At 40.7% G+C, this 25,821-nt stretch carries 23 protein-coding genes and 5 pseudogenes; 18 read left to right on the forward strand and 10 right to left on the reverse strand.

The window, feature by feature from the left end; all coding sequences use genetic code 11:
* Positions 1–27 precede the first annotated feature (27 nt).
* Positions 28–825 (forward strand): MbnP family protein, encoded by a 798-nt coding sequence (locus ACSLFW_RS07155; RefSeq protein WP_436555208.1) that lies wholly within the window; start codon positions 28–30, stop codon positions 823–825.
* 1 nt (position 826) lies between these two features.
* Positions 827–1,765 (forward strand): transporter, encoded by a 939-nt coding sequence (locus ACSLFW_RS07160; protein WP_436555209.1) that lies wholly within the window; start codon positions 827–829, stop codon positions 1,763–1,765.
* 186 nt (positions 1,766–1,951) lie between these two features.
* Here ACSLFW_RS07160 and ACSLFW_RS07165 read toward each other — a convergent pair whose 3' ends face one another.
* The 3 genes and pseudogenes from ACSLFW_RS07165 to lysS all read right to left on the reverse strand — a co-directional run bounded on the left by ACSLFW_RS07165 (position 1,952) and on the right by lysS (position 4,496).
* Positions 1,952–2,434 (reverse strand): STM3941 family protein, encoded by a 483-nt coding sequence (locus ACSLFW_RS07165; RefSeq protein ID WP_436557392.1) that lies wholly within the window; start codon positions 2,432–2,434, stop codon positions 1,952–1,954.
* Entirely contained in the window at positions 2,320–2,658 is a 339-nt protein-coding gene (locus tag ACSLFW_RS07170; protein ID WP_436555210.1) for a hypothetical protein, read from the reverse strand. Before ACSLFW_RS07170 ends, ACSLFW_RS07165 begins: the two co-directional genes overlap by 115 nt.
* Before the next feature lie 132 nt (positions 2,659–2,790).
* Positions 2,791–4,496: pseudogene (gene lysS / locus ACSLFW_RS07175) on the reverse strand (lysine--tRNA ligase).
* A 122-nt stretch (positions 4,497–4,618) separates the two neighbouring features.
* Here lysS and lipB point away from each other — a divergent pair.
* A pseudogene (lipB, locus tag ACSLFW_RS07180) lies at positions 4,619–5,345 on the forward strand (lipoyl(octanoyl) transferase LipB).
* Here lipB and ACSLFW_RS07185 read toward each other — a convergent pair.
* Positions 5,241–5,934, reverse strand: a pseudogene (locus ACSLFW_RS07185) (ribonuclease HII). The pseudogenes lipB and ACSLFW_RS07185 sit on opposite strands and share 105 nt — an antisense overlap.
* A 317-nt stretch (positions 5,935–6,251) precedes the next feature.
* Between ACSLFW_RS07185 and ACSLFW_RS07190 the strand changes: the two are divergent.
* The 10 genes and pseudogenes from ACSLFW_RS07190 to ACSLFW_RS07235 all read left to right on the forward strand — a co-directional run bounded on the left by ACSLFW_RS07190 (position 6,252) and on the right by ACSLFW_RS07235 (position 15,405).
* Positions 6,252–6,731, forward strand: coding sequence for a carboxypeptidase-like regulatory domain-containing protein (locus ACSLFW_RS07190; protein ID WP_436555211.1), 480 nt, complete (start codon positions 6,252–6,254; stop codon positions 6,729–6,731).
* On the forward strand, positions 6,697–8,622 hold the full coding sequence (locus tag ACSLFW_RS07195) for a SusC/RagA family TonB-linked outer membrane protein (protein ID WP_436555212.1): 1,926 nt from the start codon (positions 6,697–6,699) through the stop codon (positions 8,620–8,622). Before ACSLFW_RS07190 ends, ACSLFW_RS07195 begins: the two co-directional genes overlap by 35 nt.
* 10 nt (positions 8,623–8,632) lie before the next feature.
* Positions 8,633–9,463 (forward strand): hypothetical protein, encoded by an 831-nt coding sequence (locus tag ACSLFW_RS07200; RefSeq protein ID WP_436555213.1) that lies wholly within the window; start codon positions 8,633–8,635, stop codon positions 9,461–9,463.
* An 11-nt stretch (positions 9,464–9,474) separates the two neighbouring features.
* Positions 9,475–10,965: a RagB/SusD family nutrient uptake outer membrane protein gene (locus ACSLFW_RS07205; RefSeq protein ID WP_436555214.1), complete on the forward strand. Its 1,491-nt coding sequence runs from the start codon at positions 9,475–9,477 to the stop codon at positions 10,963–10,965.
* 44 nt (positions 10,966–11,009) lie between these two features.
* Positions 11,010–11,573 carry a hypothetical protein gene (locus ACSLFW_RS07210; protein ID WP_436555215.1) on the forward strand — a complete coding sequence of 188 codons (564 nt, stop codon included), beginning with the start codon at positions 11,010–11,012 and terminating at the stop codon, positions 11,571–11,573.
* Positions 11,574–11,607: 34 nt separating this feature from the next.
* A complete protein-coding gene (locus ACSLFW_RS07215) occupies positions 11,608–11,784 on the forward strand; it encodes a hypothetical protein (protein ID WP_436555216.1) in 177 nt (58 codons plus the stop codon).
* Positions 11,785–12,113: 329 nt separating this feature from the next.
* Positions 12,114–12,794, forward strand: a complete 681-nt coding sequence (locus ACSLFW_RS07220) for a S8 family serine peptidase (protein WP_436555217.1) — start codon at positions 12,114–12,116, stop codon at positions 12,792–12,794.
* Positions 12,795–12,921: 127 nt separating this feature from the next.
* Positions 12,922–13,614 (forward strand): annotated as a pseudogene (locus tag ACSLFW_RS07225) (S8 family serine peptidase); the annotation flags it as partial.
* A 2-nt stretch (positions 13,615–13,616) separates the two neighbouring features.
* The gene (locus ACSLFW_RS07230) at positions 13,617–13,910 is read left to right on the forward strand and encodes a T9SS type A sorting domain-containing protein (protein WP_436555218.1); all 294 of its coding nucleotides are present in this window, start codon (positions 13,617–13,619) and stop codon (positions 13,908–13,910) included.
* Positions 13,911–14,040: 130 nt separating this feature from the next.
* Positions 14,041–15,405, forward strand: coding sequence for a UDP-N-acetylmuramate--L-alanine ligase (locus ACSLFW_RS07235; protein ID WP_436555219.1), 1,365 nt, complete (start codon positions 14,041–14,043; stop codon positions 15,403–15,405).
* Here the strand turns inward: ACSLFW_RS07235 and ACSLFW_RS07240 are convergent.
* Together ACSLFW_RS07240 and ACSLFW_RS07245 are read right to left on the reverse strand one after the other, a co-directional pair.
* Positions 15,357–15,587, reverse strand: a complete 231-nt coding sequence (locus tag ACSLFW_RS07240; RefSeq protein WP_436555220.1) for a DUF1287 domain-containing protein — start codon at positions 15,585–15,587, stop codon at positions 15,357–15,359. The genes ACSLFW_RS07235 and ACSLFW_RS07240 overlap by 49 nt on opposite strands.
* On the reverse strand, positions 15,481–15,747 hold the full coding sequence (locus tag ACSLFW_RS07245; protein WP_436555221.1) for a DUF1287 domain-containing protein: 267 nt from the start codon (positions 15,745–15,747) through the stop codon (positions 15,481–15,483). The genes ACSLFW_RS07240 and ACSLFW_RS07245 overlap by 107 nt, the downstream gene beginning before the upstream one ends.
* A 104-nt stretch (positions 15,748–15,851) precedes the next feature.
* Here ACSLFW_RS07245 and radC point away from each other — a divergent pair, with 104 nt between their 5' ends.
* The 3 genes and pseudogenes from radC to ACSLFW_RS07260 all read left to right on the forward strand — a co-directional run bounded on the left by radC (position 15,852) and on the right by ACSLFW_RS07260 (position 18,045).
* Positions 15,852–16,532: a RadC family protein gene (gene radC, locus ACSLFW_RS07250; protein ID WP_436555222.1), complete on the forward strand. Its 681-nt coding sequence runs from the start codon at positions 15,852–15,854 to the stop codon at positions 16,530–16,532.
* A gap of 74 nt (positions 16,533–16,606) precedes the next feature.
* Positions 16,607–17,292 (forward strand): annotated as a pseudogene (locus tag ACSLFW_RS07255) (YjjG family noncanonical pyrimidine nucleotidase).
* Positions 17,293–18,045, forward strand: a complete 753-nt coding sequence (locus tag ACSLFW_RS07260; protein WP_436555223.1) for a hypothetical protein — start codon at positions 17,293–17,295, stop codon at positions 18,043–18,045.
* Here ACSLFW_RS07260 and ACSLFW_RS07265 read toward each other — a convergent pair.
* Positions 18,042–19,319, reverse strand: a complete 1,278-nt coding sequence (locus ACSLFW_RS07265) for a replication-associated recombination protein A (RefSeq protein WP_436555224.1) — start codon at positions 19,317–19,319, stop codon at positions 18,042–18,044. The genes ACSLFW_RS07260 and ACSLFW_RS07265 overlap by 4 nt on opposite strands.
* 174 nt (positions 19,320–19,493) lie before the next feature.
* On the opposite strand from ACSLFW_RS07265, the gene ACSLFW_RS07270 reads away from it, so the two are divergent.
* Together ACSLFW_RS07270 and ACSLFW_RS07275 are read left to right on the forward strand one after the other, a co-directional pair.
* Complete coding sequence (locus ACSLFW_RS07270; protein WP_436555225.1) at positions 19,494–20,060, forward strand: rhomboid family intramembrane serine protease; 567 nt, start codon at positions 19,494–19,496, stop codon at positions 20,058–20,060.
* The gene (locus tag ACSLFW_RS07275; RefSeq protein ID WP_436555226.1) at positions 20,057–20,308 is read left to right on the forward strand and encodes a hypothetical protein; all 252 of its coding nucleotides are present in this window, start codon (positions 20,057–20,059) and stop codon (positions 20,306–20,308) included. The genes ACSLFW_RS07270 and ACSLFW_RS07275 overlap by 4 nt, the downstream gene beginning before the upstream one ends.
* Before the next feature lies 1 nt (position 20,309).
* Here the strand turns inward: ACSLFW_RS07275 and rlmB are convergent, their stop codons facing one another.
* The 3 genes from rlmB to ACSLFW_RS07290 all read right to left on the reverse strand — a co-directional run bounded on the left by rlmB (position 20,310) and on the right by ACSLFW_RS07290 (position 25,756).
* Complete coding sequence (gene rlmB / locus ACSLFW_RS07280; RefSeq protein ID WP_436555227.1) at positions 20,310–21,044, reverse strand: 23S rRNA (guanosine(2251)-2'-O)-methyltransferase RlmB; 735 nt, start codon at positions 21,042–21,044, stop codon at positions 20,310–20,312.
* Positions 21,045–21,110: 66 nt separating this feature from the next.
* The gene (locus ACSLFW_RS07285; RefSeq protein WP_436557393.1) at positions 21,111–22,403 is read right to left on the reverse strand and encodes a SusD/RagB family nutrient-binding outer membrane lipoprotein; all 1,293 of its coding nucleotides are present in this window, start codon (positions 22,401–22,403) and stop codon (positions 21,111–21,113) included.
* A 179-nt stretch (positions 22,404–22,582) separates the two neighbouring features.
* A complete protein-coding gene (locus ACSLFW_RS07290; RefSeq protein ID WP_436555228.1) occupies positions 22,583–25,756 on the reverse strand; it encodes a SusC/RagA family TonB-linked outer membrane protein in 3,174 nt (1,057 codons plus the stop codon).
* Between the last annotated feature and the right edge of the window lie 65 nt (positions 25,757–25,821).

A 25,821-nucleotide genomic window follows, 5' to 3' on the forward strand; every position in this document is an offset into this window, starting at 1 on the left:
CAATTATTTATCCATACACAAATCAAAATGAAATTACATACAAAAATTACGGCCATCCTGGCCATGGGCTTGCTGTTGAATTCCTGCAGCGGCAACGACGACAATGAAACTATTACCGGAACCGGAACGCTTGGCATCGAATTCGACAATGCTTTTGGTGGCAATGACCTTATATTGAACGCAGCAAACACCGCGACTTCCAACAACGAAATCCTGAAAATAAGCCAGGTGAAATATATCGTCAGCAATATTGTACTGACGGCAGAAGACGGCACGACTTTTACGTATCCGAAGAACGAAAGTTATTTTATCGTCGATGAATCGGATGAAAATTCACTCGTGCTCGACCTTGACGATGTTCCTGCTGCCAATTACACGAAAGTGAAATTCGGGATCGGCGTTGACGAAGCGCAATACAATCTCGGGCAAGCCGCGCAGGCAGATTTTGCCGCACAAGCCGCAACCGCCGGATTGTTGCCTTCGTGGAATGACGGTTATGGCTTTTTGAGCTTCGACGGCACTTTCACAGCATCCAATTATCCCGAAGCGACGCCCTATCATATCCTTACGGGGAAAACCGCAGCAAATTACAATTATAAAGAAATTACACTGAATCTGCCGACAAAAGCTTTGGTGCGAACCAACATCGCACCCGAAATCCACATCATTGCCGACGTATCGAAACTTATCGATGGCACCAATAAAATCAGCCTTGCCGGCAATGTTACCGGAAATATTGCCAACATCACCGGCGCAGCGAATGTCGGATTGGTAACGCAAAATCTCGACGGCGTTTTCACAGTGGCACACGTTCACAATGATTAAGATGAGAAAACTATTGCTCTTGCTATTAGTGGCGCAATTCGCAAATGCCGTCGAAAAAGACAGTCTCGTCAATCCGTTTGCGAAGATGCTGTTTGATTGCGATGCCTGTGGTTGTTCGGCAAGCGGTGGCGGAATGGGTTTCAGCTCGATGATCAACGAGAATTTCGTCGGTGTGCGTTATTTCTACCAAAGTTATTCAAGCCGCGACGGGATTTTCGCCAATTCCCCATGGATTGATGAAAACTTCAATACGGTTCAGATATGGGCGCGCATTCCGGTTTCCAAGAAAATACAATTGACGGTTTTGCTTCCGTATCATTTTCACAATCGTGAGCTTTCGGATGGCGAACAGAAAATCAATGGTCTTGGCGATATCACGCTTTTGGGAATGTACACGCTATACCGTACAAATCATAAAGACACGACGGCATATCGGCATACGGTGCAAATTGGCGGCGGCATCAAATCGCCGACGGGGAAATACAGCACTTCGTCGGCTGAAGGCACGGTGAACCCGAGTTTTCAGATCGGCACCGGAAGCTGGGATTATCTTCTGGCGACGGAATATGTGATCAACCGCAGGAACTGGGGATTAAATTCGATGCTGAATTATGTTTTCAAAACCGAAAATAAAAAGGAGTACCAGTTCGGCAACCAGTTCAATTATGCGTCGACTTTGTTCTATGTGGTTGAAAAGGGAAAATATACTTTCGTTCCGCAATTAGGTGCGGCAGGCGAGGTGTATGCGTCCAATTACCAGCACGGGCAGCGATTGCCAAACACATCGGGCGATATACTTTTCGGGAAAATTGGACTGGAAGCGGGGCATGGAAAATTTTCGGCAGGTATGAACCTCATGCTTCCCATCAACCAGAATCTAACAGGCGGCAATGTCGAGGCGAATTACCGCTGGAGCGTCAATGTGAATTATAGTTTATAGTTACCCGAAAACGTCCTCCAATATGGAGGAAGCTTTCGGGTGCTACCCAATGGCAAGCTCCGAATTGGAGGAAGTGCCAGGGCGGCACCAGATGGGCTCCGCCATATTGGAGGAAGGTTTCGGGTATTACCCGATGGTCAGCTCCGCAGCGGAGGAAGGTTTCGGGTAAAATAATATAAGGAACTCTTAGCGGAGTTCCTTATATTTTAATGACCCATCATTTTGCAGGTGCTCAGAGAGTTTGTCCTTTAAAAGATCAAGCAGTTGCGTGTGGCTGATTTTAAAATTTTTGGAAGTGATGGTAAACGGCGTTCCGAAATTTCTGGCATTCGCTTTGGCAAAGAAACCCGGGATGCCGCTAACATTACGCAGATAGGCTTCCTCATTTTTCAGGTGCACCACAATGAAGGGGTTGTTCATTACGTTGCGTTCTGAAAATGCTTCGATGTCTTTCCATTCAAATGTAAATTTTCCGAATGGAACGGTGTAATGGATTCTTTTATCATCGATTTTCAGTACGTTTCGGCCCAATAGCAATTCGCTTGCTGAAGCAATCAGGATGGCGCCGAAAAACAATACGCAGATAATGCCAATGGTGATTTTGAAAACGTCACTTCCACGCCTGAATTCTTCGGGAAAAATATAAAGACAAGTCCGGCGAGTGTAAATATTAGTGAACCAAGAAGGAACAACAGGTTTTTCCTGAAATCACCTTTGATGATGATTGGATAATGGCTTTCGTCAATTTTTACAACAGATTCATCTGTAGCGGTGAGCATTCTCGTTACCAAGCGACCGCCTCCGAAAAATAAGATGCAGCCGGCTCCCAGAACAATGTCGTGCATGAAAGCATGTTCACTTGAATTTGCCTTATCGCGAAATGCAGTATACATAATGAATGTGCCTCCAGGACGAAAATGATGGCAATAATATCAAGGCGTAAATTTCGGTAGTTGCGTTTCATTGTTGCAATAAAAAAACCTGTACAAATATACAGGTTTGGTTGTATGGTATAATAAGATAGATTATTGTGTAAGCGTTACGGTTTTCAAATCGCCGTCAACCGCCACTTTTACCAGACTGTGTTTTGACAATCCTTTCATCGCGGCGTCCCATTTTTTGCCGCTGAGTTCTGATTTTACTTTAAGTAATCCCAATTCCATTGTGCTTTCATTGGTTTTTAAAATGGCAACGACTAACTTTTCCTCTTCGGTCAGCTCGATTTGTATTTGCTTTTTCTCCGAACGCATTTGCGGGAAGAACAAAACTTCCTGGATTGAGGCGTTGTTGGTCAGGAACATGATCAGACGGTCCGATTCCGATGCCCAGGCCAGATGTTGGCGGCATTCCGTATTCGAGCGCACGAAGGAAATCCTCGTCGATAAACTGCGTCGCCTCGTCGTCGCCTTTTTCAGACAATAGCAATTGGTGCTCGAAACGTTCGCGCTGGTCGATTCGGTCGTTTAACTCTGAATAGGCGTTGGCGACTTCTTTTCCGCAGACCATTAATTCGAAACGTTCCGTCAACTCAGGATTGTCGCGGTGCTGTTTGCAAAGCGGGCTCATTTCTTTCGGATAATCGGTGATGAAGGTTGGCTGTATGAAATTGCCTTCGCATTTGGCGCCGAAAATCTCGTCGATAAGTTTTCCTTTGCCCATCGTAGCATCGACATCGATGTTCATGCTTCTTGCCGCGTCGAATAATTCCTGTTCAGATTTGCCTGAAATGTCAAAACCGGTGAATTGTTTGATGGCATCGGTCATTGTCACCCTTGCATACGGCGCTTTGAAATTGACTTTGTGCTCGCCAAAAGTCGCTTCGGAAGTACCGTTGACGGCGATGGCGCAATGCTCGAGCATTCTTTCGGTAAAATCCATCATCCAGTTGTAGTCTTTGTAGGCTACGTATATCTCCATTGCGGTGAATTCAGGGTTGTGCGTACCGGTCGCATGCCTTCGTTGCGGAAGTTTTTGGAGAATTCGTATACGCCTTCGAACCCACCGACGATCAATCTTTTCAGGTACAACTCATTCGCGATACGCATATATAAAGGTATATCGAGTGAATTGTGGTGCGTGATGAACGGACGCGCGGCCGCACCGCCGGGAATCGGCTGTAAAATCGGCGTTTCGACTTCCATATAACCATACGAATTGAAGAATTCGCGCATGGCAGCGAATAATTTTGTCCTTTTTACGAAGACTTCTTTCACATGCGGGTTTACGACCAAATCGACGTAGCGCATACGGTAACGCAATTCGGCATCGGTAAAGGCATCGTGCACATTGCCTTCTTCGTCGGTTTTCGGCAATGGAAGCGGGCGTAGGGTTTTGCTGATGATTTCGAATTCGTCTACGCGAACGCATTGCGCACCTACTTTTGTAGTGAACAATTCGCCTGTAATGCTGATAAAATCGCCTAAGTCAGTCAGTTTTTTAAAGACTTGGTTGTATTTGGTTTTGTCTTCTTCGGGACAGATTACATCGCGGTTCAGATAAAGTTGAATTCGTCCTTCGCTGTCCTGTAACTCTGCAAACAGGCTTTTCCCTGGTCGCGCACGCTCATGATTCGTCCGGAAAGCTTGACTTTCCTGCCTTCTTCAAAATTTTCCTTGATTGCCTTTGAAGTGTGTGTTACTTCTACGAGATTGGCAGGATAAGGGTTGATTCCGAGATGGCGCAGGGCGTCAAGTTTTTCTCTTCTGATGATTTCTTGTTCCGAAAGTTGCATAAACGTGTTTTTAAGGGTGCAAAGATAGGGATTAGTTGTAAAGGTGCAAAGTTTCGTATCTTTGTGGGGAATTTGTTTAAGGTTCTTTTCGCATACGAACTTTAAGCTTTAAACTTCGAGTTTTGAACAAATCCATCCAACTGCAAGACCTCGGCCTGAAAGATTACAAAGATACATGGGACTATCAGGAAACTTTATTTAAGGATATCCTCGATCTGAAAATCAGGAACAGGAGGGAGGAACTGGAATTGCAAACGCCGAATTACCTTTTGTTTGTTGAGCATCCGCATGTTTATACTTTGGGAAAAAGCGGTGATTTGGATAATTTGCTTTTGTCGGAAAAGCAGCTTGAGGCGAAAGGCGCTACTTTTTATAAGATTAATCGTGGCGGCGATATTACCTATCACTGGGCCAGGGCAGATTGTGGGTTATCCGATCCTGGATTTGGAGAATTTTTTCACAGACATCCACAAATACCTTCGTTTTCTTGAAGAAGTCATCATCAATGTCTTGGCTGAATACGGACTGAAAGGCACAAGAAGCGATGGTGAAACTGGTGTGTGGCTTGATGTAGGAACGCCATTCGCAAGGAAAATTTGCGCCATGGGTGTGCGGGCTTCGCGTTGGGTGACCATGCACGGATTTGCACTTAACGTTAATGCTGATTTGGGTTATTTTGATAATATCATTCCGTGTGGAATCCGCGGGAAAGCGGTAACCTCCTTAAATGTTGAGCTTGGCGTATCAACAATTGATATCGAAGAAGTGAAACAGAAAATCCTCAAACATTTTACGGCAATATTTGAAGCCGAATTCCAGGAAACTAAGGTCTTCCTCAAATTCCATTGACAATTGTTCCTCGGCAGAAGCCTGAAAGACATGCGGTGGTATTTGGTGCTGCCGTGCTCACGGATGGCCTCGCGGTGTTCTTTCGTCGGATAGCCTTTGTTTTTCTTCCAGTTATATTGTGGAAATTCTTCGTGGATTTTCTCCATATATTCATCGCGGTAGGTTTTCGCGAGAATGGAAGCAGCGGCGATGCTCAGGTATTTTTCATCACCTTTAATAATGCAGCTGTGCGGAATATTAGTCATTGGCTTGAACCGGTTGCCGTCGACAATTAAAAATTCCGGAACACGGATTTAATTTTAAAACACATTCCTGCATCGCCCTTATTGAAGCATTCAGGATGTTAATCTCATCGATTACTAAAGGTTCGAGGTGGGTAACGGCGAATGTAAGTGCTTCTCTTTCGATTATGGCCCAGCAGTTCTGTTCGGGTTTTCTCGGTAAGCTGCTTTGAATCATTCAATAATTCATGCCTGAAATCATGCGGAAGAATTACCGCAGCAGCTGTAACCGGGCCAGCCAGACAGCCACGACCGGCTTCGTCGGTGCCGGATTCAAGAACAAGGGCAGAAAAATTAGAAAGCAGCATTACATTAATTAAAATGCAAAGATGCGTAAAGTTTATTTTGTGTAAAATGCGGATGCGAAAAATCTGTTAACACAACAATAACTTTTTTACGAAAAAAAATCTGACGGACGGCAAATGGCTAAATTATAGAATTTTAAAAAAAATTCAACTTTAAAGCAACCTTTTTAAAAATACTTCATCATATAATTAAAATACATAATTATTGTAAAGTTATTATGGCAGTTTTCAAAAGTTAATTTTTCAATATTAATTACAATTATTTGTTTAATTAAGAAATTATTAAGAAGTTTGCGGAATAACTAATTCAAATTAAAGATATGAGATTTAAGTTCAAATGGATTTTTACACTGCTGCTCGCTTTAGTGCTGCAGTCTTCGTTTGCTCAAAAAACGATTACCGGTATTGTAACCGATGAAAAAGGCGATCCGTTGCCTAGTGCAACAATCACCGTTAAAGAAACAAAAGTGGCGACCGCTGCTGGGATAGATGGTAAATACTCTATCCAGGCTTCAACAGGTCAAACGCTTGAGTTTTCCTTAGTAGGAATGGCAACATTTAGTCAAAAAGTAGGTGCCAGTAACGTTATCAACGCCAAACTGAAAGACGACGCGACTATCTTGGCAGATGTTGTTGTTGTAGGTTACGGTAAAACGACAAAAGAAGCCTATGTGGGAACGGCTGCGAAAATTAGCACCGCAAACGTACAGGCAAAAACTTTCTCAAACGTAACCAATGCTTTGAAAGGTGAGGTTGCGGGTGTGAATGTTATTCAGACTTCGGGTCAGCCAGGGTACTGATGCTACGATTCGTATTCGTGGTTTTGGTTCTATCAATGGAAATCGTGCCCCTTTGTATGTATTGGACGGTGCTCCATATGGTGGAGACCTGTCTGCAATCAATGCAAATGATATTGAATCGATGACTATTCTTAAAGACGCGACTGCAACTGCGATTTATGGTTCCAGAGGTGCGAATGGCGTTATATTGATTACAACAAAATCAGGGAAAATTAATACTGCTACTACAATATCAGTTGACTTTAAAACGAGTATGAACTCGAGACTCATCCCTACTTATGATGTAATAAAATCTCCTGATGAATATATTGAGACTGCCTGGAGTTCTGTGTATGGCAAGGCTCTTGCAACTGGCGATTCTGACCCAGTTGGGTATGCAAATGCAAATTTATTTGGGGGAAGCGGAATTAGCCCGGGTTATAATTTCTATAACACTGATGATGTTTCTCAGATTATCGATCCTGCAACGGGTAAGGTACGTGCTGGTGTTACAAGAAAATATAGTCCTGAAGATTGGGCAGATTATGCGTTCCAGACATCTTATCGTCAGGAAGCCAACGTTCAGTTTAGCGGAGGAAGTGATAAAACTACCTATGCAACTAGCTTTGGTTATCTCGATGACGAAGGTTATATCATCAATTCTAACTACCGTCGTTATTCTACAAGGTTAAGTTTGACACACAAGCCTAAAGATTGGTTGAAAATGTCGTCTAATATAGGATATACCGGGTCGAGATATACAACGAACGGGCAGTCTGCAGACAGTGGAAGTATTTTCTGGTTTGCTGATAACATTCCTTCGATCTATCCATTATTCCTTAGAGATGTTAATGGGGATAAAATTGCTGATCCATACTTCGGAGGATATCAGTTTGATTATGGTGACGGAACTTCTGGTTCTCGTGGATTTGCAGGTCTTACAAACTCTGTGGCTGATGCTACTTACGATAGTAACCGAACTTATCAGCACGATTTCAATGGAACATTTTCTGCAGAAGTGAATTTATATAAAGGATTGACTTTTGAAACTCGTTATGGTGTTCAATATCAAGATGCTGATGTGAATTTCCGTAATAATCCTTTCTATGGAGGTTCGGCTCAGACTTTCGGTTCTTTGTCTAAAACACGTTCACGTATAATTAATGAAAATTTACTTCAGTTGCTTCGTTATACTAATAAATTTGGTAACCATAGTTTGGAAGCATTTGTGGCGCATGAGTCAACTCAAAATAGTTATAATGAATTTAGTGCATCAAAGCAGAATGCAATTCTTTACAACACATATGACTTAGACCAGTATACCACTGCAGCTGGTAAGGCAAGCTCTTTCTCAAGGATTGTTGCAACTGAAAGTTATTTTGGTCAGGTTAGTTACGATTACAATAAAAAATATTTCCTTTCTGCTTCAGGAAGACGTGATGGAACGTCAAGATTCCAAAATGATAAATGGGGAACTTTTGGTTCTGTAGGAGCTTCTTGGATTATTTCAAAAGAGTCATTCATGGAGTCTGCTGGTTTTGTTGATTTCCTTAAAATTAAAGCTAGTTATGGAATCATAGGAGATCAAGGTACCCGACTTTTAAATAATAGTCAAAAATTCAATATCGGCCAGACAGATGAATATTCATTTACCGCTGATGATGAAAAAGCGAATCCTAATCTTACTTGGGAAACTTCTAAAGTTACTCAGTTTGGTTTAGAGTCAACTTTCTTTAAACGCTTTGATGTTACATTAGATTACTATATCAAATATACTGATAATCTATTGTTTGCACGTGCGCTTCCGACATCTACTGGTTCTGCATTTACATACGAAAATGCTGGACGTTTGGAAAACAGCGGTATAGAATTTGATGTGCAGGCCCAGCATTATAGAGCCAAAACAGCCTGAAGGATTCTCGTTGTCATTAGGTGTTAATGGAGAGGTATTGAAAAATGAAATCAAAAGAATGCCTTTAGGTGTCGATGGTAAAGAGAAGCCATTGGACGGTACTTATGCGAAAGGACATTCAATTTATGATTTTTACATGAGAGAATGGGCTGGAGTGGATCCTGCAACGGGTGTTGCTTTATGGAATGAATATTATGATGATGTTAATGATAATGGTGTATTAGATTCTGGCGATGTTCAAATCGATGATATGCCTATTTTCCAGGCAAATAATCCTGATGCAAATATCCAAAAAACTACTACTACTGTTTATTCTGACGCTACAAACAGATTCGTTGGAAAATCTGGTATCCCTAAAGTTAGAGGTGCTTTCCGCCTTAATACTGCCTATATGAATTTTGACCTTACGGCACAATTTGCTTATAGTATTGGAGGTTATGTTTATGACAATACTTATGCAGGATTAATGGATAATGACCAAGTAGGTTCAAACAACTGGCATAAAGACATTAGAAACAGATGGCAACAGCCTGGTGACATTACTAATGTGCCAAGACTTTCAAATGGAAATGAGGCAAATAACAGTAGTACATCTACAAGATTCCTGACTAAGGCTGATTACCTTGGTTTAAATAATGTTAGATTGGGTTATACAATTCCTAGTCGTTTTTACGATAGTTTACATATCACGAAATTTAATATTTATTTGTCTGGAGACAACTTATTGTTCTTCAGTAAAAGACAAGGTTTAAATCCTTCAACATCTGAAAGCGGTAACTCTAATACATATCGTTATTCTCCGCTTTCTACATTCACATTGGGTGTACATCTAGATTTTTAAAAAAAAATAACATGAAAAGAAAATTAATTTATTCAATGGTTGCATTCTCACTCATTCTTTCAGGATGTAGTGATGATTTCCTGGATCCAGTTTCTACAACCGAATTGCTGTCAACAGACCAATTAGGAGAAGCTGCGGAAAACAATCCGCTTATTATTGCAGGTACCGTAAATGGTATCTATACCCAAATGATTGTAGATGGGTCAGGAGGTACTACAAACCATAATGATTTCGGTCAAAAGGGAGTAGATATTTGGACTGATATGCTAAGTGGTGATATGGCACTAACTGCCAATTCGTATAACTGGTATAGAAATTTTGTCAATTACCAGGTAACTACAGATTTTACAAGAATTGAAAACAAAGTTGCATGGACTTATTATTATGGGATAATCAAATCCTGTAATTTAGCTATTGCTCCTTTAGGAGGTAATGATGCTGTGCCTGAACTTGAGCAAAATCGTTACTTAATGGGACAGGCTAAAGCTTTGAGAGCTTATGCTTACTTCTATCTGGCTCAGTTATATGCGAAAGAGTATAACCCAACTAGTGAAATTTTGCCAATCTACACTGACGCAACGGATCCGGCTCAGCCTAAGAGTACAACTGCGGATGTTTACGCTCAGATTACCAAAGATTTGACTGATGCAATTAGTCTCTTGGATGGTTTCGAAAGAACCAAAAAGAATGAGGTTAATAAATCAGTTGCTCAAGGACTTTTAGCCTATACTTATGCTGCAATGGGCGATTATGCTAAGGTTAAAACTATTACAGATGAAATCATAAATACAGGTGAATACCCTTTAACTACTGCAGGACAAACTGCCGGTGCTTCAACTGCCGGATTTAATAACGTTGCAACCCCTTCATGGATGTGGGGTTATGATTTGACTCCTGCTCTTGGTATCAACCTAATCTCATGGTGGGGTCAGATGGATCAGTTTACTTACAGTTATGCATGGGCAGGTGATAAAAAATCTATTGATTCTGCTTTACGTCTTAGTATTCCTGCTGGCGACGTCAGAAGAACTCAATTCACCGGTGCTACCGGATACATGCCGGTCAATAAGTTTTTTGACGCTAACCGTGTTGCGGGTGGCCAAAGATTTATTTCTGCGGATTATATTTATATGCGTGTAGATGAAATGTACATGCTAAATGCTGAAGCTTCTGCTAAATTAGGAGACGATGCGGCTGCAAAAGCAAGATTGATTGAGGTGTTGACGAATCGTTACACTTCTGGAGCTACTGCTGCCAACGCTCTTGTTAATCCGTTATCAGGGCAAGCGTTAATTGACGAAATTTATCACCAAACCAGAATTGAATTTTGGGGTGAAGGAAAAAGCTATCTGGCTATGAAACGTAACCATGCTACTATTACCAGAGGAGATAACCATTTATTTCAGGCTGGTGTAGCAGTTCCTTATAATGATGAGCGTCTATCATTTAAGATTCCGCAATTTGAATTGGTTAATAACCCATACATTACAAGTCAAAACTAATCTTAATTCGATATAATATGAAATTGTCAAAAATATATTGCCTTTTGGCGCTGTCGCTTTTTCTTGCGATATTTGTGAGTTGTGAAGAAGATAATTCTAAAGATTCACCATTAACTAACTTTGTAGGCTTACAAGCGTTTGCAAACGTGGAAATTGCTGCAGGTACAAGTTCAACTGTAGAGGGTAAAGTTTATGCATCTAATACTTCTACTTCGGATCGTACATTCACACTTATTGTAGATGAAACTACTACAACTATTGATGCTGAGAATTATACTGTACCTACAACTGTTACTATTCCGGCAGGTAGTCGCGAAGGGAGCTTTCAAGTTGCAATAACTGCGATTGATTTAGGTACTTCTGGAAAAGAAATCCATATTGGATTAGCAATACAGGCCGATACAAATATGGCTGTTGTTTCTGATATTGGAGCACTTAACGTTTTGGATGGTGCTGCAAGTACTCAATTTGTGATTAAAGCAAGTGAACTTTGTACATTGAATAAGGTTTTAATAGAAATCTCTACAGACAGTTATGGTTCTGAAACTACATGGGAATTGTATGATCAGGATTTGAACATCGTTGCAAACGGAATGTCCATACGATGATGAAGCTGGTTCTGGAGAAATCAGAAAAGTTTGTTTGGCAGATGGAGCTTATACTTTTGTAATTTATGATAGTGCTGGTGATGGTATGTATGACAATACCACACAAGGATTCTATAAAATATCTAAAGTTGCTGCTGACGGTACTCAAACGGTAGTAGGAAATGGTGGTACTTTTGGAAGTAGTGATACAGCTGAATTCAGCCTTCCTTAAATATCCATAATTTTTTAAGAATAAAAGCTGTCATGAGAAATCTGACAGCTTTTTTTGTTTATAGATATATTTAGTCATAATACAAACAACTGCAGTTTAAAACTTGCTTAATCCTTTTGCCGTAAGTACATTATATGTGTTAAAATCATTCAATTAAATTAAAATAAATATATCTTTACGCTCTAAATTTTTCAACTCTTTTAGTTATGCTTAAACAATTATTATTTCTTTTATTGGTAAGCGTATCGGTTAGTGCTCAAAGCTTAACTGATATTAAAAAAATTACCGATAGTTATGATCAGCCTAAAATCCAAACTCTGAAAAATGAATTGATTCAGAAGGAGGTTTTGCGACGTAATAAAATCAACAATTTTATATCATCAAATCCATCATATAAAGAAATTTTCTTTTCTGAAGGTGCAAAATTTCAGATCGTTGATATTATAGAAGGTAAACCCGTATATGTATCTACTGACAACGCAAGTGCAGCTAAAGCACTAAAAACAAACCGTCTTTATTCAGGTGCTTCTGCTGGACTTTCTCTTGACGGAGATGGCATGAGCATGGCTATGTGGGATGGCGGCTGGGTTTTACGCAACCATAATGAATTCAACAATTCAGGAACTCCCAAGGTGACTTGCCCTGACGCACCTGTTGCAACTCCGGATGCAGATGGCCATGCAACACACGTTGCCGGCACAATTTGCGCTAAGGGAGCGAACGCTTCTGCTAAAGGCATGTCCCCAAAAGCGAGCCTCAGATCGTATGATTGGACAGACGATATTGTTGAAGTTACGTCTGAAGCCAGCACAAACGGACTTTTATTGTCTAATCACTCTTATGGTGTACCTATATTCTCCAATGGTGAAATGCAGTTGCCGAATTGGTCTCCGGGTTGTTATAATGATGACGCACGTGATTGGGACGCTGTGCATTACAACAATCCATATTACCTGATGGTATGCTCAGCCGGTAATGAAGGGAATGAGTCTTACTCAGGCGGTCTCTGACAGGATTTGATAAACTAACAGGTGAGAAAAATTCTAAAAACAATTTGGTTATAGCCAACGCTGATCCAACGGTACACCCAGTTACAGGTAATCTTACTGCCCTTGTTATTAATCCTTCAAGCAGCCAGGGCCATCTGATGACGGTAGGATTAAACCAGATGTTGCTGGTGATGGTACAAATCTTTTTTCCAGCTGGAACACAGGCAACGGTGAATATATGAGTTTGACAGGCACGTCAATGGCTTCGCCAAATGTTGCAGGAACACTTCTTTTATTACAACAACATTACAGGAATTCACATCCTAACTACATGAGGTCTTCAACATTGAAAGCTTTGGTATGTCATACTGCGTTTGATGACAGCGCTATTCCAGGCCCTGATTCAAAATTTGGTTACGGATTGGTTGATGCACTGGCCGCAGCAAATGTAATTACACAAGCTAATTCGAATCAAGCAGTCATTTTGGAATCGACGCTTGCAAATGGAGCAGAGTATAGCTTTACATTTTCGTCAACCGGAACAACACCTATAAAAGCAACACTTTGTTGGTTAGATCCAAAAGGGACTTCTAAAGCAGGGGTTCTCAATAGTACATCGCCTGCGCTTGTTAATGACCTTGATTTAAAAATCACGCGCAATGATGAAACCTATTTCCCATGGAAAAATGACCTTTCAAACCTTGCAGATGGCGCCATAAAAGGAAATAATAGTGTTGATAACCTTGAAAAAGTTGAAATCGACGAAGCTGAAATTGGTACTTATACAGTAACGGTTAGCCACAAAGGAACATTAACAAACGGCATCAGGCTTATTCATTAATTTTGTCAGGTACTAATTTATTGTTGGGAGTTGATAAAGTCGAATCTGTAGTATTAGGCCTTTGGCCAAACCCTGCATCATCTACTTTAAATGTTACAGTTTCTGATGCTTCTTATAACTGGCATGTAAATGTTGTTGATGTTCAGGGAAGAATTCTTTCGAGCCAAAACATCACATCATACAATGTCAACAACAAAACCTTCTCAGTAGATGTATCTCAATTACCAGCAGGTGTTTATATGCTCAACATGGATAATGGTTCAGAAAAAATCAGTAAAAAGTTTGTAAGGAATTAAGCAAAATGCCTGACCGACAAACATCATTATAAAAAAGCTTCTTGAAAAGGAAGCTTTTTTAATTTTACTTTTTCCGTTAAAGCTTGACAAGCAACTATTAAAAGATTAAATTCGAACAAAATAAAATCAAATGCGCACACATTTCATTGCCATCGGAGGAAGTGCCATGCACAACCTCGCTTTGGCACTTCACAATAAAGGATATAAAATTACAGGAAGCGATGACGCCATATTCGAACCTTCTAAAACAAGACTCGAAAAAAAAGGCTTGATGCCTGCCGAAATGGGTTGGTTTCCTGAAAGAATCTCTGCAGATATTGAAGCTGTAATTCTTGGGATGCACGCGAAAGCGGATAATCCCGAGTTGGTAAAAGCCAAAGAATTAGGCCTGAAAATTTATTCTTATCCAGAATTCCTTTACGAGCAATCCAAAAATAAAACACGCGTCGTCATTGGTGGTTCGCACGGAAAAACAACCATAACTTCTATGATACTTCACGTCATGCATTATCACAATGCCGATGTCGATTATATGGTTGGTGCGCAGCTCGAGGGCTTTGATACGATGGTGCATCTTACCGAAGAAAATGACTTTATTGTTTTAGAAGGCGATGAATACCTTTCTTCCCCAATCGACAGGCGTCCGAAATTTCATTTGTACCAGCCGAATATTGCATTGATTTCCGGAATTGCCTGGGATCATATCAATGTTTTTCCAACGTATGAAAATTATGTAGAGCAATTCGAAACTTTTATCAAATTAATTACTAACGGCGGGATTTTGGTTTACAACGAAGATGATCCGGAAGTAAAACGAATTGCCGAAGCCGCCACCAATCCAATCAGAAAATTGCCCTACCATACGCCGGAATATTCCGTAAAAGATGGCGTTACATTATTGAATACGCCGGAAGGTGATATGCCAATTGAGGTCTTCGGTGCACATAACCTCAATAATCTCGCCGGCGCAAAATGGATTTGCCAGAATATGGGAATCGATGAAGCCCAATTCTACGAAGCCATAGCAAGCTTCAAAGGCGCTTCCAAAAGGCTTGAAAAAATCGCCGAAAATAAAACCAATGTTGCCTACAAAGATTTCGCACATTCGCCAAGCAAAGTAGCGGCAACCACAAAAGCAGTAAAAGAACAATATCCTGACAGAAAACTTATTGCCTGTCTCGAATTGCATACATACAGTAGTCTCAATCCTGATTTTTTAAAGGAATATCAAGGCGCTCTTGATGCTGCAGATGTCGCAGTTGTATTCTATTCTCCTGACGCAGTTAAAATAAAGCAGTTGGAAGAAGTTACTGCCGAGCAGATTGGTAAGGCGTTTAACCGTGAAGATTTAATTATCTATACCAATCCTGCTGCCTTTAAGGAATACCTTTTCCATCTGAAATATGATACTGAAGGCATCGCCTTGCTTTTAATGAGTTCAGGAAATTATGGCGGATTGAATTTTGACGAAATCAAGCAACTCATCAATCCATAATTATTTTCCTTACTGAAAATGCCTTTGATGATGTAAGAGAATAAGCAATCTTCCAAGACTTGTCCGCGATCAACATTATGAACGAGCAAAAACCTTTTGCCATCTGCAGATTTTCTGTTGGTGACAATCCCGATGTGTGGTAAATTTTCTATACGAACGAATGACAACGTCAGTGCAAACACCTTTGTTTTCCGGAATATCGCCATTCGGATATTTTATCGTAAAATAACTCGCATCATAATCGACTTCATCATTTGTGATACTGATAGCGGCATCCGACAATTGATCTTCAAATCTCTTTTCTGTTTCAATTGTATAAAATCCGAGAAAAATGAAGAGCATGCAAATTGTTTTTATTACTTTAGTGTTTGATATTGAAACGCATAGCGAAAGTTTATCGTATTTTCTATCAAAATTTACAAGCCATTCACTAAAATATCCGCCAAATGGAAGACAATTCACCATTTTCAATCCGCTATTGGTCTGAAGACGAAAGACCACGCGAGAAATTAATCCTCAAAGGCAAAAGCGCCCTTAGCGATGCCGAACTCACTGCAATACTTATCGGCTCGGGAAACCGCAACGAAAGCGCTGTAGCGTTAAGCCAAAGAATCCTTTTCAGTGTTGACAATAACCTCAATGCGCTCGGAAAACTTTCGCTCAGGCAATTGACAAATTTTAAAGGAATCGGAGCTGCAAAAGCCATTACAATCATGGCAGCATTGGAATTAGGCCGTCGGCGCCGACAACATGAAACAGTTGAATTAACGAAAATCAATTCAAGCCAATCGATTTTTGAAATCATGCAGCCTGTTATTGGCGAATTGCCCCACGAAGAATTTTGGGTCATTTACTTAAACAATTCCAATAAAGTAATTTCAAAAGCACAGCTCAGCAAAGGGGGGATAACCGGAACTTTGGTTGATGTTCGTTTGGTGTATAAAACGGCACTCGAAATAGGGGCAACAAGCATCATTTTATCGCACAATCATCCTTCAGGCGCCTTGACAGCCAGCGACGCTGACAGACAAATCACGCGAAAGCTCAAAGCTGCCGGAGAAAACCTTGACCACGTTATTGTCACAGAAACGGCTTATTTCAGTTTTGCCGATGAAGGCCTGCTGTAAAAAATGCAATAATTTAAATTTGAAGTGTCGGTTGAAAGAAAAACTTTGCGACCTTTGCGTTAAATTAATTTGCTGTGGTGCCAACGATTTCAGATGTTTTTTTTGATTTAGATCATACGCTTTGGGATTTTGAGAAGAATTCAGCATTGGCGTTTGAAGCTATCTTTGAAAAACATAAAATTGATGTTGACATTAAAGTTTTCCTGGGCATTACAATCCGATAAATTTTCAATATTGGCAATTGTACCAGCACGAAAAAATAACGACCGCCGAATTGCGTTACGGAAGGTTGAAGGATGTTTTTGACCTGATGGAATTTCCAGTTACAGACGAATTGATTAATTTGCTTTCTGAGGATTATATTCATTACCTGCCACAGAACAATCATCTTTTTGAAGGAACAATAGAAATTCTTGATTACCTGAAAGGAAAATACAACCTGCACATCATTACAAACGGTTTTCATGAAGTTCAGGGCAATAAAATCAACAATGCCAGAATCGGGCATTATTTTTCAACGGTTACAAATTCTGAAATGGCAGGTGTAAAGAAACCGAATCCGCAGATTTTTGAATATGCGCTGCAACTTGCAAAAACCAGTAAAGAAAACAGCATCATGATTGGTGACAGTTTTGATGCAGATGTTGAAGGCGCTATGAATTTCGGTATCGACGCGATTTTTTTCAATACCGCAAATATTCAAGTTGACCAAAAAATTAAACAAATAAGCCATCTGACGGCTTTAAAAAATTATTTATAAATGAAAAAAATCCTCTTCTTTTTGCTTTTATCTGTTACATTTTCAGGAATTTCGCAAAGTGTCAACGATTACAAATATGTCATCATTCCGGTTAAATATGATTTTCAGAAACAGCAAAATCAATACAAACTCAGTACGCTTACAAAATCCTATCTGACAAAGCTTGGGTTCGAGTCTTTTTATGAAACGACAATTCCGGCAGAATTATCCGGCGACAAATGCGACAAGCTTTTTATTGATGTGCTGAAAGTGAATTCAACTTTCAAGGTAAAAGTGCAAATCGTTTTTAAAGATTGTTGGGGCAAAGTGATTTATACAAGTGAAGTCGGGAAGGGGATTGACAAAGAATTCGAAAAAGGCTACCCACAGGCGCTTGAAGATGCTTTTAAATCTGTCGCGGCTTTAAATTACAAATACAATGGCAATACTCAATTTTCAGGTCAGAAGCCGAAGCCGGAAGCTCCGCAACCGAATACTAATCCTGTAAAAATCACTGAAGTTTCTCAACCAATTGCAGTAACCAGCACCGTCAATCCGGATTTATTATTTGCGCAGCCAACTGCTAACGGATTTCAATTGGTCGACAACACGCCAAAAGTAGTTTTAAGGCTTACAAAAACTTCTCAGGCCGATTATTACATGGCAACAGGTGACAATAAGCAAGGCGTTGTATACAAGAAAAATAGCGAATGGATTTTCGATTATTACAAAGACGACAAATTGATTTCAGAAAAACTCAACATCAAATTCTAATAACCGTATTTGTCTTTCCAGCGGTTTTTTAAGAATTCACGCGTGCCATTTTCCCTCGAATTTTGCCCCGGATTATAAATCGCCGTTCCAGAAATCGCATCCGGTAAAAATTCCTGCTCTGCAAAATTATTCTGGAAGTCGTGCGAATATTTATATTCTTCGCCATAACCCAATTCTTTCATCAATTTCGTCGGCGCATTACGCAAATGCATCGGAACGGGCAAATCACCAGTCTGTTTGACAATTTGCTGCGCCTGCCCAATCGCGATATAACTTGAATTGCTTTTCGGAGAAGTTGCCAGATAAACCGCACATTGGCTCAGGATAATCCGGCTTTCGGGATAACCGATTGTCGAAACTGCCTGAAAGGTATTATTCGCCATGATGAATGCAGTCGGATTGGCATTCCCGATATCTTCACTCGACAAAATCAGCATCCGGCGCGCAATAAATTTCACATCTTCGCCGCCTTCAACCATTCTCGCCAGCCAGTACACCGCAGCATTCGGATCACTTCCCCGAATTGATTTGATAAAAGCAGAAACGATATCATAATGCTGCTCGCCGGTTTTATCGTATAAAACTGTGTTCTGTTGCACCAGTTTCAAAATCTGGTCATTTGTAATCACAATTTCGCCTTCTGGCGACGCATTTACGACGAGTTCGAAGATGTTGAGTAACTTTCTGCCATCGCCGCCAGAAAGCCGCAACAATGCTTCGGTTTCGCGTAATTTTATTTTCTTGCCGCGCATCACGACGTCTTCTTTCATTGCACGCTTCAGTAAAACTTCCAAATCGTCTTTTGAGAACGCATTCAGGATATAAACCTGACAACGCGACAGTAAAGCGGGAATGACCTCAAAACTCGGATTTTCGGTCGTCGCGCCAATCAGAGTAATCCAGCCTTTTTCCACCGCTGCCAGTAGCGAATCCTGTTGTGATTTGCTGAAACGATGGATCTCATCAATAAATAAAATCGGATTTTTAGCCGTGAAAAGTCCACCGCTTTGTTTGGCTTTATCAATAACATCGCGAATATCCTTTACGCCAGAATTGATAGCACTTAAGATATAAAACGGCCGTTTCGATTCTTCGGCAATGATTTGCGCCAGCGTAGTCTTCCCTGTCCCGGGCAGGTCCCAGAAAATCAATGACGGAATAATTCCTTTGGCGATTTGCTGCGTCAATGAGCCTTGCCGACCAACCAAATGCAACTGGCTGACGTAATCTTCTAATTTTTTTGGGCGGATTCTTTCTGCTAACGGTGCTTCCATTTGGTAAAATTACGAATTTTTGAACGGGCTTTTTTTGGGATTAGTATTTTTTTAAGGAGCTATTTCCGGCTGTCCGCTTTATCTTTCGCTGCCTAAAGAAGGCAGCAAAAGGATAACGCTTCCCATCCGGGCTAGCACCTATCTCCATAACAAAATCTGACAAAATAGCACGTTTTGTTTTTTGGCGGCATTTTTGAAATAATTCCGGAAAAACCAATCATGGACGAAACCAACCATTTTAAATTCACGCCTTCTGTCTGGATCGTTCCAACATTTTTGCTGTTGTTGATTTGGGGCGTTTTCTTCGTTGAAAATAAATTCGGCGTCAGTCTTTCCGAACACGGAATTCTCCCGAGAACTTTATCCGGATTACAAGGTGTTTTATTCAGTCCGTTTTTACATGGTGACATCAAACATATTGCAAGCAATACATTGCCGCTATTTATCCTTACTACAGCACTGATTTATTTCTACCGCAATTTATCGCTGAAAGTTCTGTTTTACGGAATCATTTTATCAGGATTGGTTACATGGGTTATCGGTCGCAGTTCATATCATATTGGCGCGAGTAGCCTGATTTACGTATTGGTCTCCTTTATTTTTTTCAAAGGATTGCGCGCGAAATATTATCGTTTGATGGCATTATCGCTGACCGTTGTTTTGATTTATGGTGGAATGATTTGGTATGTTTTTCCTGAAGTTGACAAAACAATTTCCTGGAAGGTCATCTGGCGGGATTGATTACCGGATTTGCTTTTGCGATTTATTACAAAACTCCTGATTACCAAAAATTCCTCAAATATGACTGGCAAAAACCAGATTATAACCCGGAAGAAGATAAGTTCATGCAGCGTTTTGACCAAAATGGAAATTTCGTGAATTTACCGCCGCCGGAACCTGAACCGGAAATAGATATGGTTACGGAAATTCCGCAGATTCGGTACGTTTACCAATTTATCCCGGAAAAGAAAGAAGAAAAATCAGAGTAAATTAATTTCTCTGGCGCACTGCTTCGTATAAAAAAGCCCCGCAGGCTACAGAAACATTCAAGGATCCGATTGAGCCAAACATTGGAAGTTTGGCTTTCTCATCTACAATTTTCAATACAGAAGGATTTATGCCCCGATCTTCCGAACCCATAATGATGGCAACTCCTTCGTTCAGTGCGATATCGTAAATATCTTGTTCGGTTTTTTCAGTAGCGGCAACTGTTTTGATTCCAGAGCCTTGCAAATAAAAAATGGCATCTTTGATATGCTCTACTTTACAGATCGGCACATTGAAAACGGCACCGGCTGAAGTTTTTACAGTATCTCCGTTTACTGGGGCAGAGCCAGCTTTTTGAACGATTATCCCATCGACGCCTGTGCATTCGGCAGTTCGAATGATGGCGCCAAAATTCCGTGCATCTGAAATCTGGTCCAGGATTAGGAACAATGGGATTTTTCCTGTCGCGATAACGCTTTCGACCATCGTTTCCAAGTCCATGAAACCGATAGGGGAAATGGTTGCTACGGCACCCTGATGGTTATTTGGTGTCAATCTGTTCAGTTTTTCGACCGGAACGTAGGAAAAATTGATGTCGTTTCGTTTCATAACTTTCATCAGGTCTTTCATCAATTCACCGGAAATATCTTTTTGGATAAATACCTTATCTACTGCTTTTCCTGCTAAAATGGCTTCTGAAATGGCCCTGATTCCGAATATTTGATGTTCTTTTTCCATGGCGCAAAGATATAAAAAAACCACCGGTTTTTACCGGTGGTTTATATGTAACGTTTTCAATGAATTTTAATTTACATCCCAGAAAACATGACCGCTGAGTCTGTCTGTACCTCCAATGGCCTCAACAGCTGCATTATAATTGTCTCCATTTACCGTCCTTTCGTTTACCGGATAATTTAGCCTTTTCGGAACTTCCCCATCAGCTAAAGCTACAGCATTTGAAGGAGCAGCAAGTGCTGGATAATTAAGTCTTCTGTAAGAAGTCCAGGATTCAAAAGGTCTATTGTAAAGTGCATACCAAGCCTGCATGCCAATTTTTTGCTTAAAATCTCCGTCAGCGGTCGCATAAGCGACAGTTGGCTTAGTTAAGTAAGTATCAGCTTGTGCAGGTGTAAGTCCCCAAAATTCAAATGAAGCGCGAATTGCGGCATTATAATAATCTTCTGCAGAACCTCCTACAGCATAACCTCTGGCAGCTGCTTCCGCAAGATAGAAATTCATTTCTGTTGCTTCGAATAACTGTCCTGGCAGATCAGGCTTTCTGAATCTTTCGTCAATTTGTGAAAACGCCGCATAAGGATTATTGGTAAAACCATAATTTCCACCGATGTAGCTGCCCGCGACAGGATTGAAATAAACATCTATTCTAGGGTCACCCATAGCTTCAAGCGCATTTATAAACGTATTTGCGGCGATAAAGTCATTTCTGTTGCTCGCTACGAGTTCCCCATATATTGGGTTGTAATTTGGCGCTGCAGCAGGGTAGTTAAAGCTTGCATTCTGACTATTATCAGTAATAACGCCACCGTTAAAGCCTGATTCAACGGTCGATTGTGCCAATGCCGGACTTACATCTGCAAGGTTGATTCCGATTTTGACTTTAAGAGAGTTAGCAAATCTTTTCCAGGTTGCAACGTCACCGTCAAACAGGTATTCTCCGTTCGCAAAAGAAGCGCTTCCGTCGGTTAGCTGAGCAAGTGCAGCATCTAACCTGGTAATTAGTTTTGGATAAATTGCTGCATCGTCTTCATAAGTTGGCAATTTGATCGTTGCGGGCTGCAGTGCATCTGTGTAAGGTACGTCTCCGTAAGTATCAACCAAAACCTGGAAAGTATACACTTGCAGAATTTCGATGATTGCCTGCTTGTTTTGCTGCTGCAAAGTCCACTCAGCATCCGAAACATCACCAGGATTTGTCTCGGCAGTTATGTAGTCTCTTGCAGATGCCAGATTTCCTAGAACATTTCTGTATAAATTATTCCAGTGATTATCGGGAACTGCTCTTGTCGTAAGCCTGTAACGTGTCTCATCGTTGTAAGTTGTTTCAGCCCAATATTGGGAGAAAAAAACGAAACGGATTTAAATTTACGCTAGGTGTGGTCATTTGATCAACAAGTTCTTTTTCCGCATTAGTTAGTAAAGATTCCGGGGAAACTTCATATGGTGCATCCTGATTGTTATTGAAGTCATCGGAATTGTTATTACATCCCGTGAATACAAGGGACATAAAAGCTATTGAGAACACTATCTTTTTCATATTAGAAATTTACTTTAACGTTAAATGAATAAACTTTTTCAGACGGCATCACACCAGACTGATATCCCTGAACGTTACCTGAAGATGTTCCGGCTTCAGGATCTGCATAAGGTAAGTTTTTATGGATGATCCATAAATTGTTTCCTAAAAGGCTTAGCGTAACTGATTTCAGGAAAGTTCTGTCTAAAAACTTCGAAGGCAAAGAATAGGAAAGTGCAACTTCTCTAAGCTTCACGTAAGAAGCATCATAAATAAAACCTTTATTCGGCAGTACGCCGTTTCCGAAAGCTGAACCAGCTCCTGGAGACGCATCGATTCTAACGGTATTGGGTGCGCCTGTGTCTTCATTTACGCCAGGTAAGATTATACCTCCGGAATCAGCTCCGCCAGTTAATGGATTTCTAACAGGGTTTCCTAAATCATTGAGTCCTGCAGTTTCAGGATAAATTCCGGTGTAAAGTCCATAATCCTGGTCAAGCGAAAATACATCGCCACCTTTTTTAATATCGATAAGGAAGCTGAAAGACAGGTTTTTATAACTGAATTTGTTGTTGATACCACCGATCCAATCAGCCTGAATATTTCCGATTACTTTGTCAGTCTCGGTCACATAATAACCATCGGCATCAACAATCTTATTCCCGTTATCATCATACGAATAGTCTGTGCCTCTCAGGGTTCCGTATGCTTGACCGACTGTTGCATTCAATGACACACCATCCTGGAAAGTCGCCAATTGAAGGTTTGAACGTCCTGCGTCGAGTGCAATAAGTTCATTTTTATTTTTAGACCAGTTTACGCCAATCATCCATGAAAAATCTGTTGTTTTAATTGGATATCCTGATAACGAAACTTCCACACCTTTATTCTGAAGCTCTCCGGCGTTGATCTGGGCGCTTGCAAAACCAGTAGAAGTAGATTGAGGAACGTTGAAAATCTGGTCGAAAGTATTGGTTTTGTAAACAGACATATCAAAATTAAGTCTTCTGTTGAACATAGAAGCCTCCAAACCAAATTCAATACTTTTTTGTTTTTCAGGTTTCAAGTTTTGAAACTGTACGAATACAGAAGAGTTGCCGAAAGTTGGATTTCCGTTTACTAACCCGTTATTAACTCTTGCTCCAAGTCTTCCATATGCAGGGTCATTACCTACTTCAGCGTAACTGGCACGAATTTTTCCAAGTGATAACCATGGTTGCTTAACAAATTCCGAAAATACTAAGCTTGATCCAACAGAAAAGTAATTGTAAGTGTCGTTATTCTGCGGCAATGCCGTTGATGCGTCAACTCTATATGAACCCTCAAGGAAGAAAGTGTTTTTCAAATCAAAGGAAGCAGAACCATAGATGCCCATTTTTTCATATTTGTATTCGCCTTCTACAGGTGCAACAAATACGTTAGAATTAGCAAGTGTGTAAAGGCCAGGAGCAGCGAGTCCTCCGGTTGTAGAACCTTCAAATTCATCTACTGATGATTTGATATAAGTACTACCTGCCAAAAGTTTCATTCCAATGGTGCTGGTAAGGTCTGTATCATAAGTCCCGATGAAATCGTAAGTCGATTGAAGGAATCTTCTGGTGTAAAGTCCGTAACCGGAACCGATCGTTTCCTGTGTCAATCCGAATTCTTCAGCGTGGCTGCCGATTGCTTTTCTTACTTCCTGACGGTCGTTAGAAGTTTCAACTGTTACACGTCCCAAAACATTGAATCCTTTTGCAACATCGTAGCTTACATTAGCTCCTGCAATCGTTCTGGTTCTAGAATCTGAAGAATAGTTTTCATAACGATCCCAATACGGGTTGTTCCAATAAGCTGGTTCGAAAGTCAGGCGTAGCTGGTCCAAACCTAAAGGATCAGCAGGATTCCAGGTTACATTTTGACGGTCTCTGAAGTATTCTTGCTTTAATTCTTTGATATCAACGTTTACCGGCCACCATTGTCTGAAACCTCCTAAAAAGTTATCACCATATCCTAAGTTATTACGGCCAACCGCACTTTGATCAGAAAAAGTAAAGAATGCTGTAGTTTTAATTTTACTTGAAAGATTCCTTGTGAAATTTCCTGTAATAGTATTTTTATTAAGGCGGCTGTTTGGAAGTGTACCTTTTTCATTGTTGTTTGTAAATCCAAAATTGTAAGCGTTTTTCTCATCGCCACCATTGATATTTACACTGTTAACTGTGCTGAAAGATTTTTCAAAAAAGTCAACCGGTGTATGTTTTGCGGCAACCCATGGCGTTGCAGCACCAAAATTCGGATTTCCTTCTGCAAAAGAATTCCACTGGTATACCATTAAAGAGGGATCAAATGCAGGTCCGTAGGAGGCGTCATCCCCCGTAGAAGCCATCGTGTCATCGATACCATCTCCATTCACATCGGCGATAATAAAACTATCTTCTCCGGCATAACCTTCTCCATATTTATTTTGATAGCTAGGGAATGTCTTTTTGTCAATCATTCCTACCGAAGAAGTTGAGCTGAAAGAAACACCTAAACCAGTATTTTGTTTTCCTTTTTTGGTAGTAATCATAATAGCTCCGTTGGCTGCCTGACTTCCGTAAAGTGCTGTAGCGGCCGCGCCTTTTAGTACAGTGACCGATTCAATGTTATTTGGATCGATATCACCCGCAGAGTTACCAAAGTCAAATCCGTCACGTCCATTGGCAGCATCACGCTTGTTAAGGTTGGTATTTGTAATCGGCACACCATCAAGTACGATAAGTGCCTGGTTGTTACCTGTCAACGATTTTGTACCCCTCAATACGATATTGGTAGATCCTCCAAAATTTGCATTTTTCCTGACCTCAAGACCTGCAACCTTACCGGCAAGATTGTTAGTGAAGTTACTGGTAGGAGTAGAATTTACATCTCCGGAATCCAGTTTTTGAGCAGCGTATCCAAGCGATTTTTTATCTCTTGTAATACCGAGTGCTGTTACGACAACTCCTTCAAGTTCAACGGCATCGTCAAGCAATTTCACATTTAGTGTGCTGGAAGAAGCGGTTACTTCCTGCGTCCTCATTCCAATAAATGAAAAAACCAACACTTGGGTTGGCGATGCGGATACGGAATATTTCCCGTCAAAATCAGTTTGCGTTCCGGTTGATGTGCCCTTTACCAGAATGCTTACTCCCGGAAGCGGCAAACCATTACTGTCCGAAACGGTACCCGTCACGGTTCTTCTTGTGCAAAACCTAATTGCACAAATAGCACAAAGAGCAGTGCCAGGTAATTTGTTAA

This window comes from Flavobacterium sp. 3HN19-14, assembly GCF_051373205.1.
Lineage (GTDB): Bacteria > Bacteroidota > Bacteroidia > Flavobacteriales > Flavobacteriaceae > Flavobacterium.

Bases quoted from the DNA above. Each gene is read 5' to 3' on its own strand.
- ACSLFW_RS07155 (WP_436555208.1), top strand. From the start codon at position 28: ATGAAATTACATACAAAAATTACGGCCATCCTGGCCATGGGCTTGCTG.
- ACSLFW_RS07160 (WP_436555209.1), top strand. From the start codon at position 827: ATGAGAAAACTATTGCTCTTGCTATTAGTGGCGCAATTCGCAAATGCC.
- ACSLFW_RS07170 (WP_436555210.1), bottom strand. From the start codon at position 2,658: ATGTATACTGCATTTCGCGATAAGGCAAATTCAAGTGAACATGCTTTC.
- ACSLFW_RS07190 (WP_436555211.1), top strand. From the start codon at position 6,252: ATGAGATTTAAGTTCAAATGGATTTTTACACTGCTGCTCGCTTTAGTG.
- ACSLFW_RS07195 (WP_436555212.1), top strand. From the start codon at position 6,697: ATGTTATTCAGACTTCGGGTCAGCCAGGGTACTGATGCTACGATTCGT.
- ACSLFW_RS07205 (WP_436555214.1), top strand. From the start codon at position 9,475: ATGAAAAGAAAATTAATTTATTCAATGGTTGCATTCTCACTCATTCTT.
- ACSLFW_RS07235 (WP_436555219.1), top strand. From the start codon at position 14,041: ATGCGCACACATTTCATTGCCATCGGAGGAAGTGCCATGCACAACCTC.
- ACSLFW_RS07245 (WP_436555221.1), bottom strand. From the start codon at position 15,747: ATGCTCTTCATTTTTCTCGGATTTTATACAATTGAAACAGAAAAGAGA.
- radC (WP_436555222.1), top strand. From the start codon at position 15,852: ATGGAAGACAATTCACCATTTTCAATCCGCTATTGGTCTGAAGACGAA.
- ACSLFW_RS07260 (WP_436555223.1), top strand. From the start codon at position 17,293: ATGAAAAAAATCCTCTTCTTTTTGCTTTTATCTGTTACATTTTCAGGA.
- ACSLFW_RS07265 (WP_436555224.1), bottom strand. From the start codon at position 19,319: ATGGAAGCACCGTTAGCAGAAAGAATCCGCCCAAAAAAATTAGAAGAT.
- rlmB (WP_436555227.1), bottom strand. From the start codon at position 21,044: ATGGAAAAAGAACATCAAATATTCGGAATCAGGGCCATTTCAGAAGCC.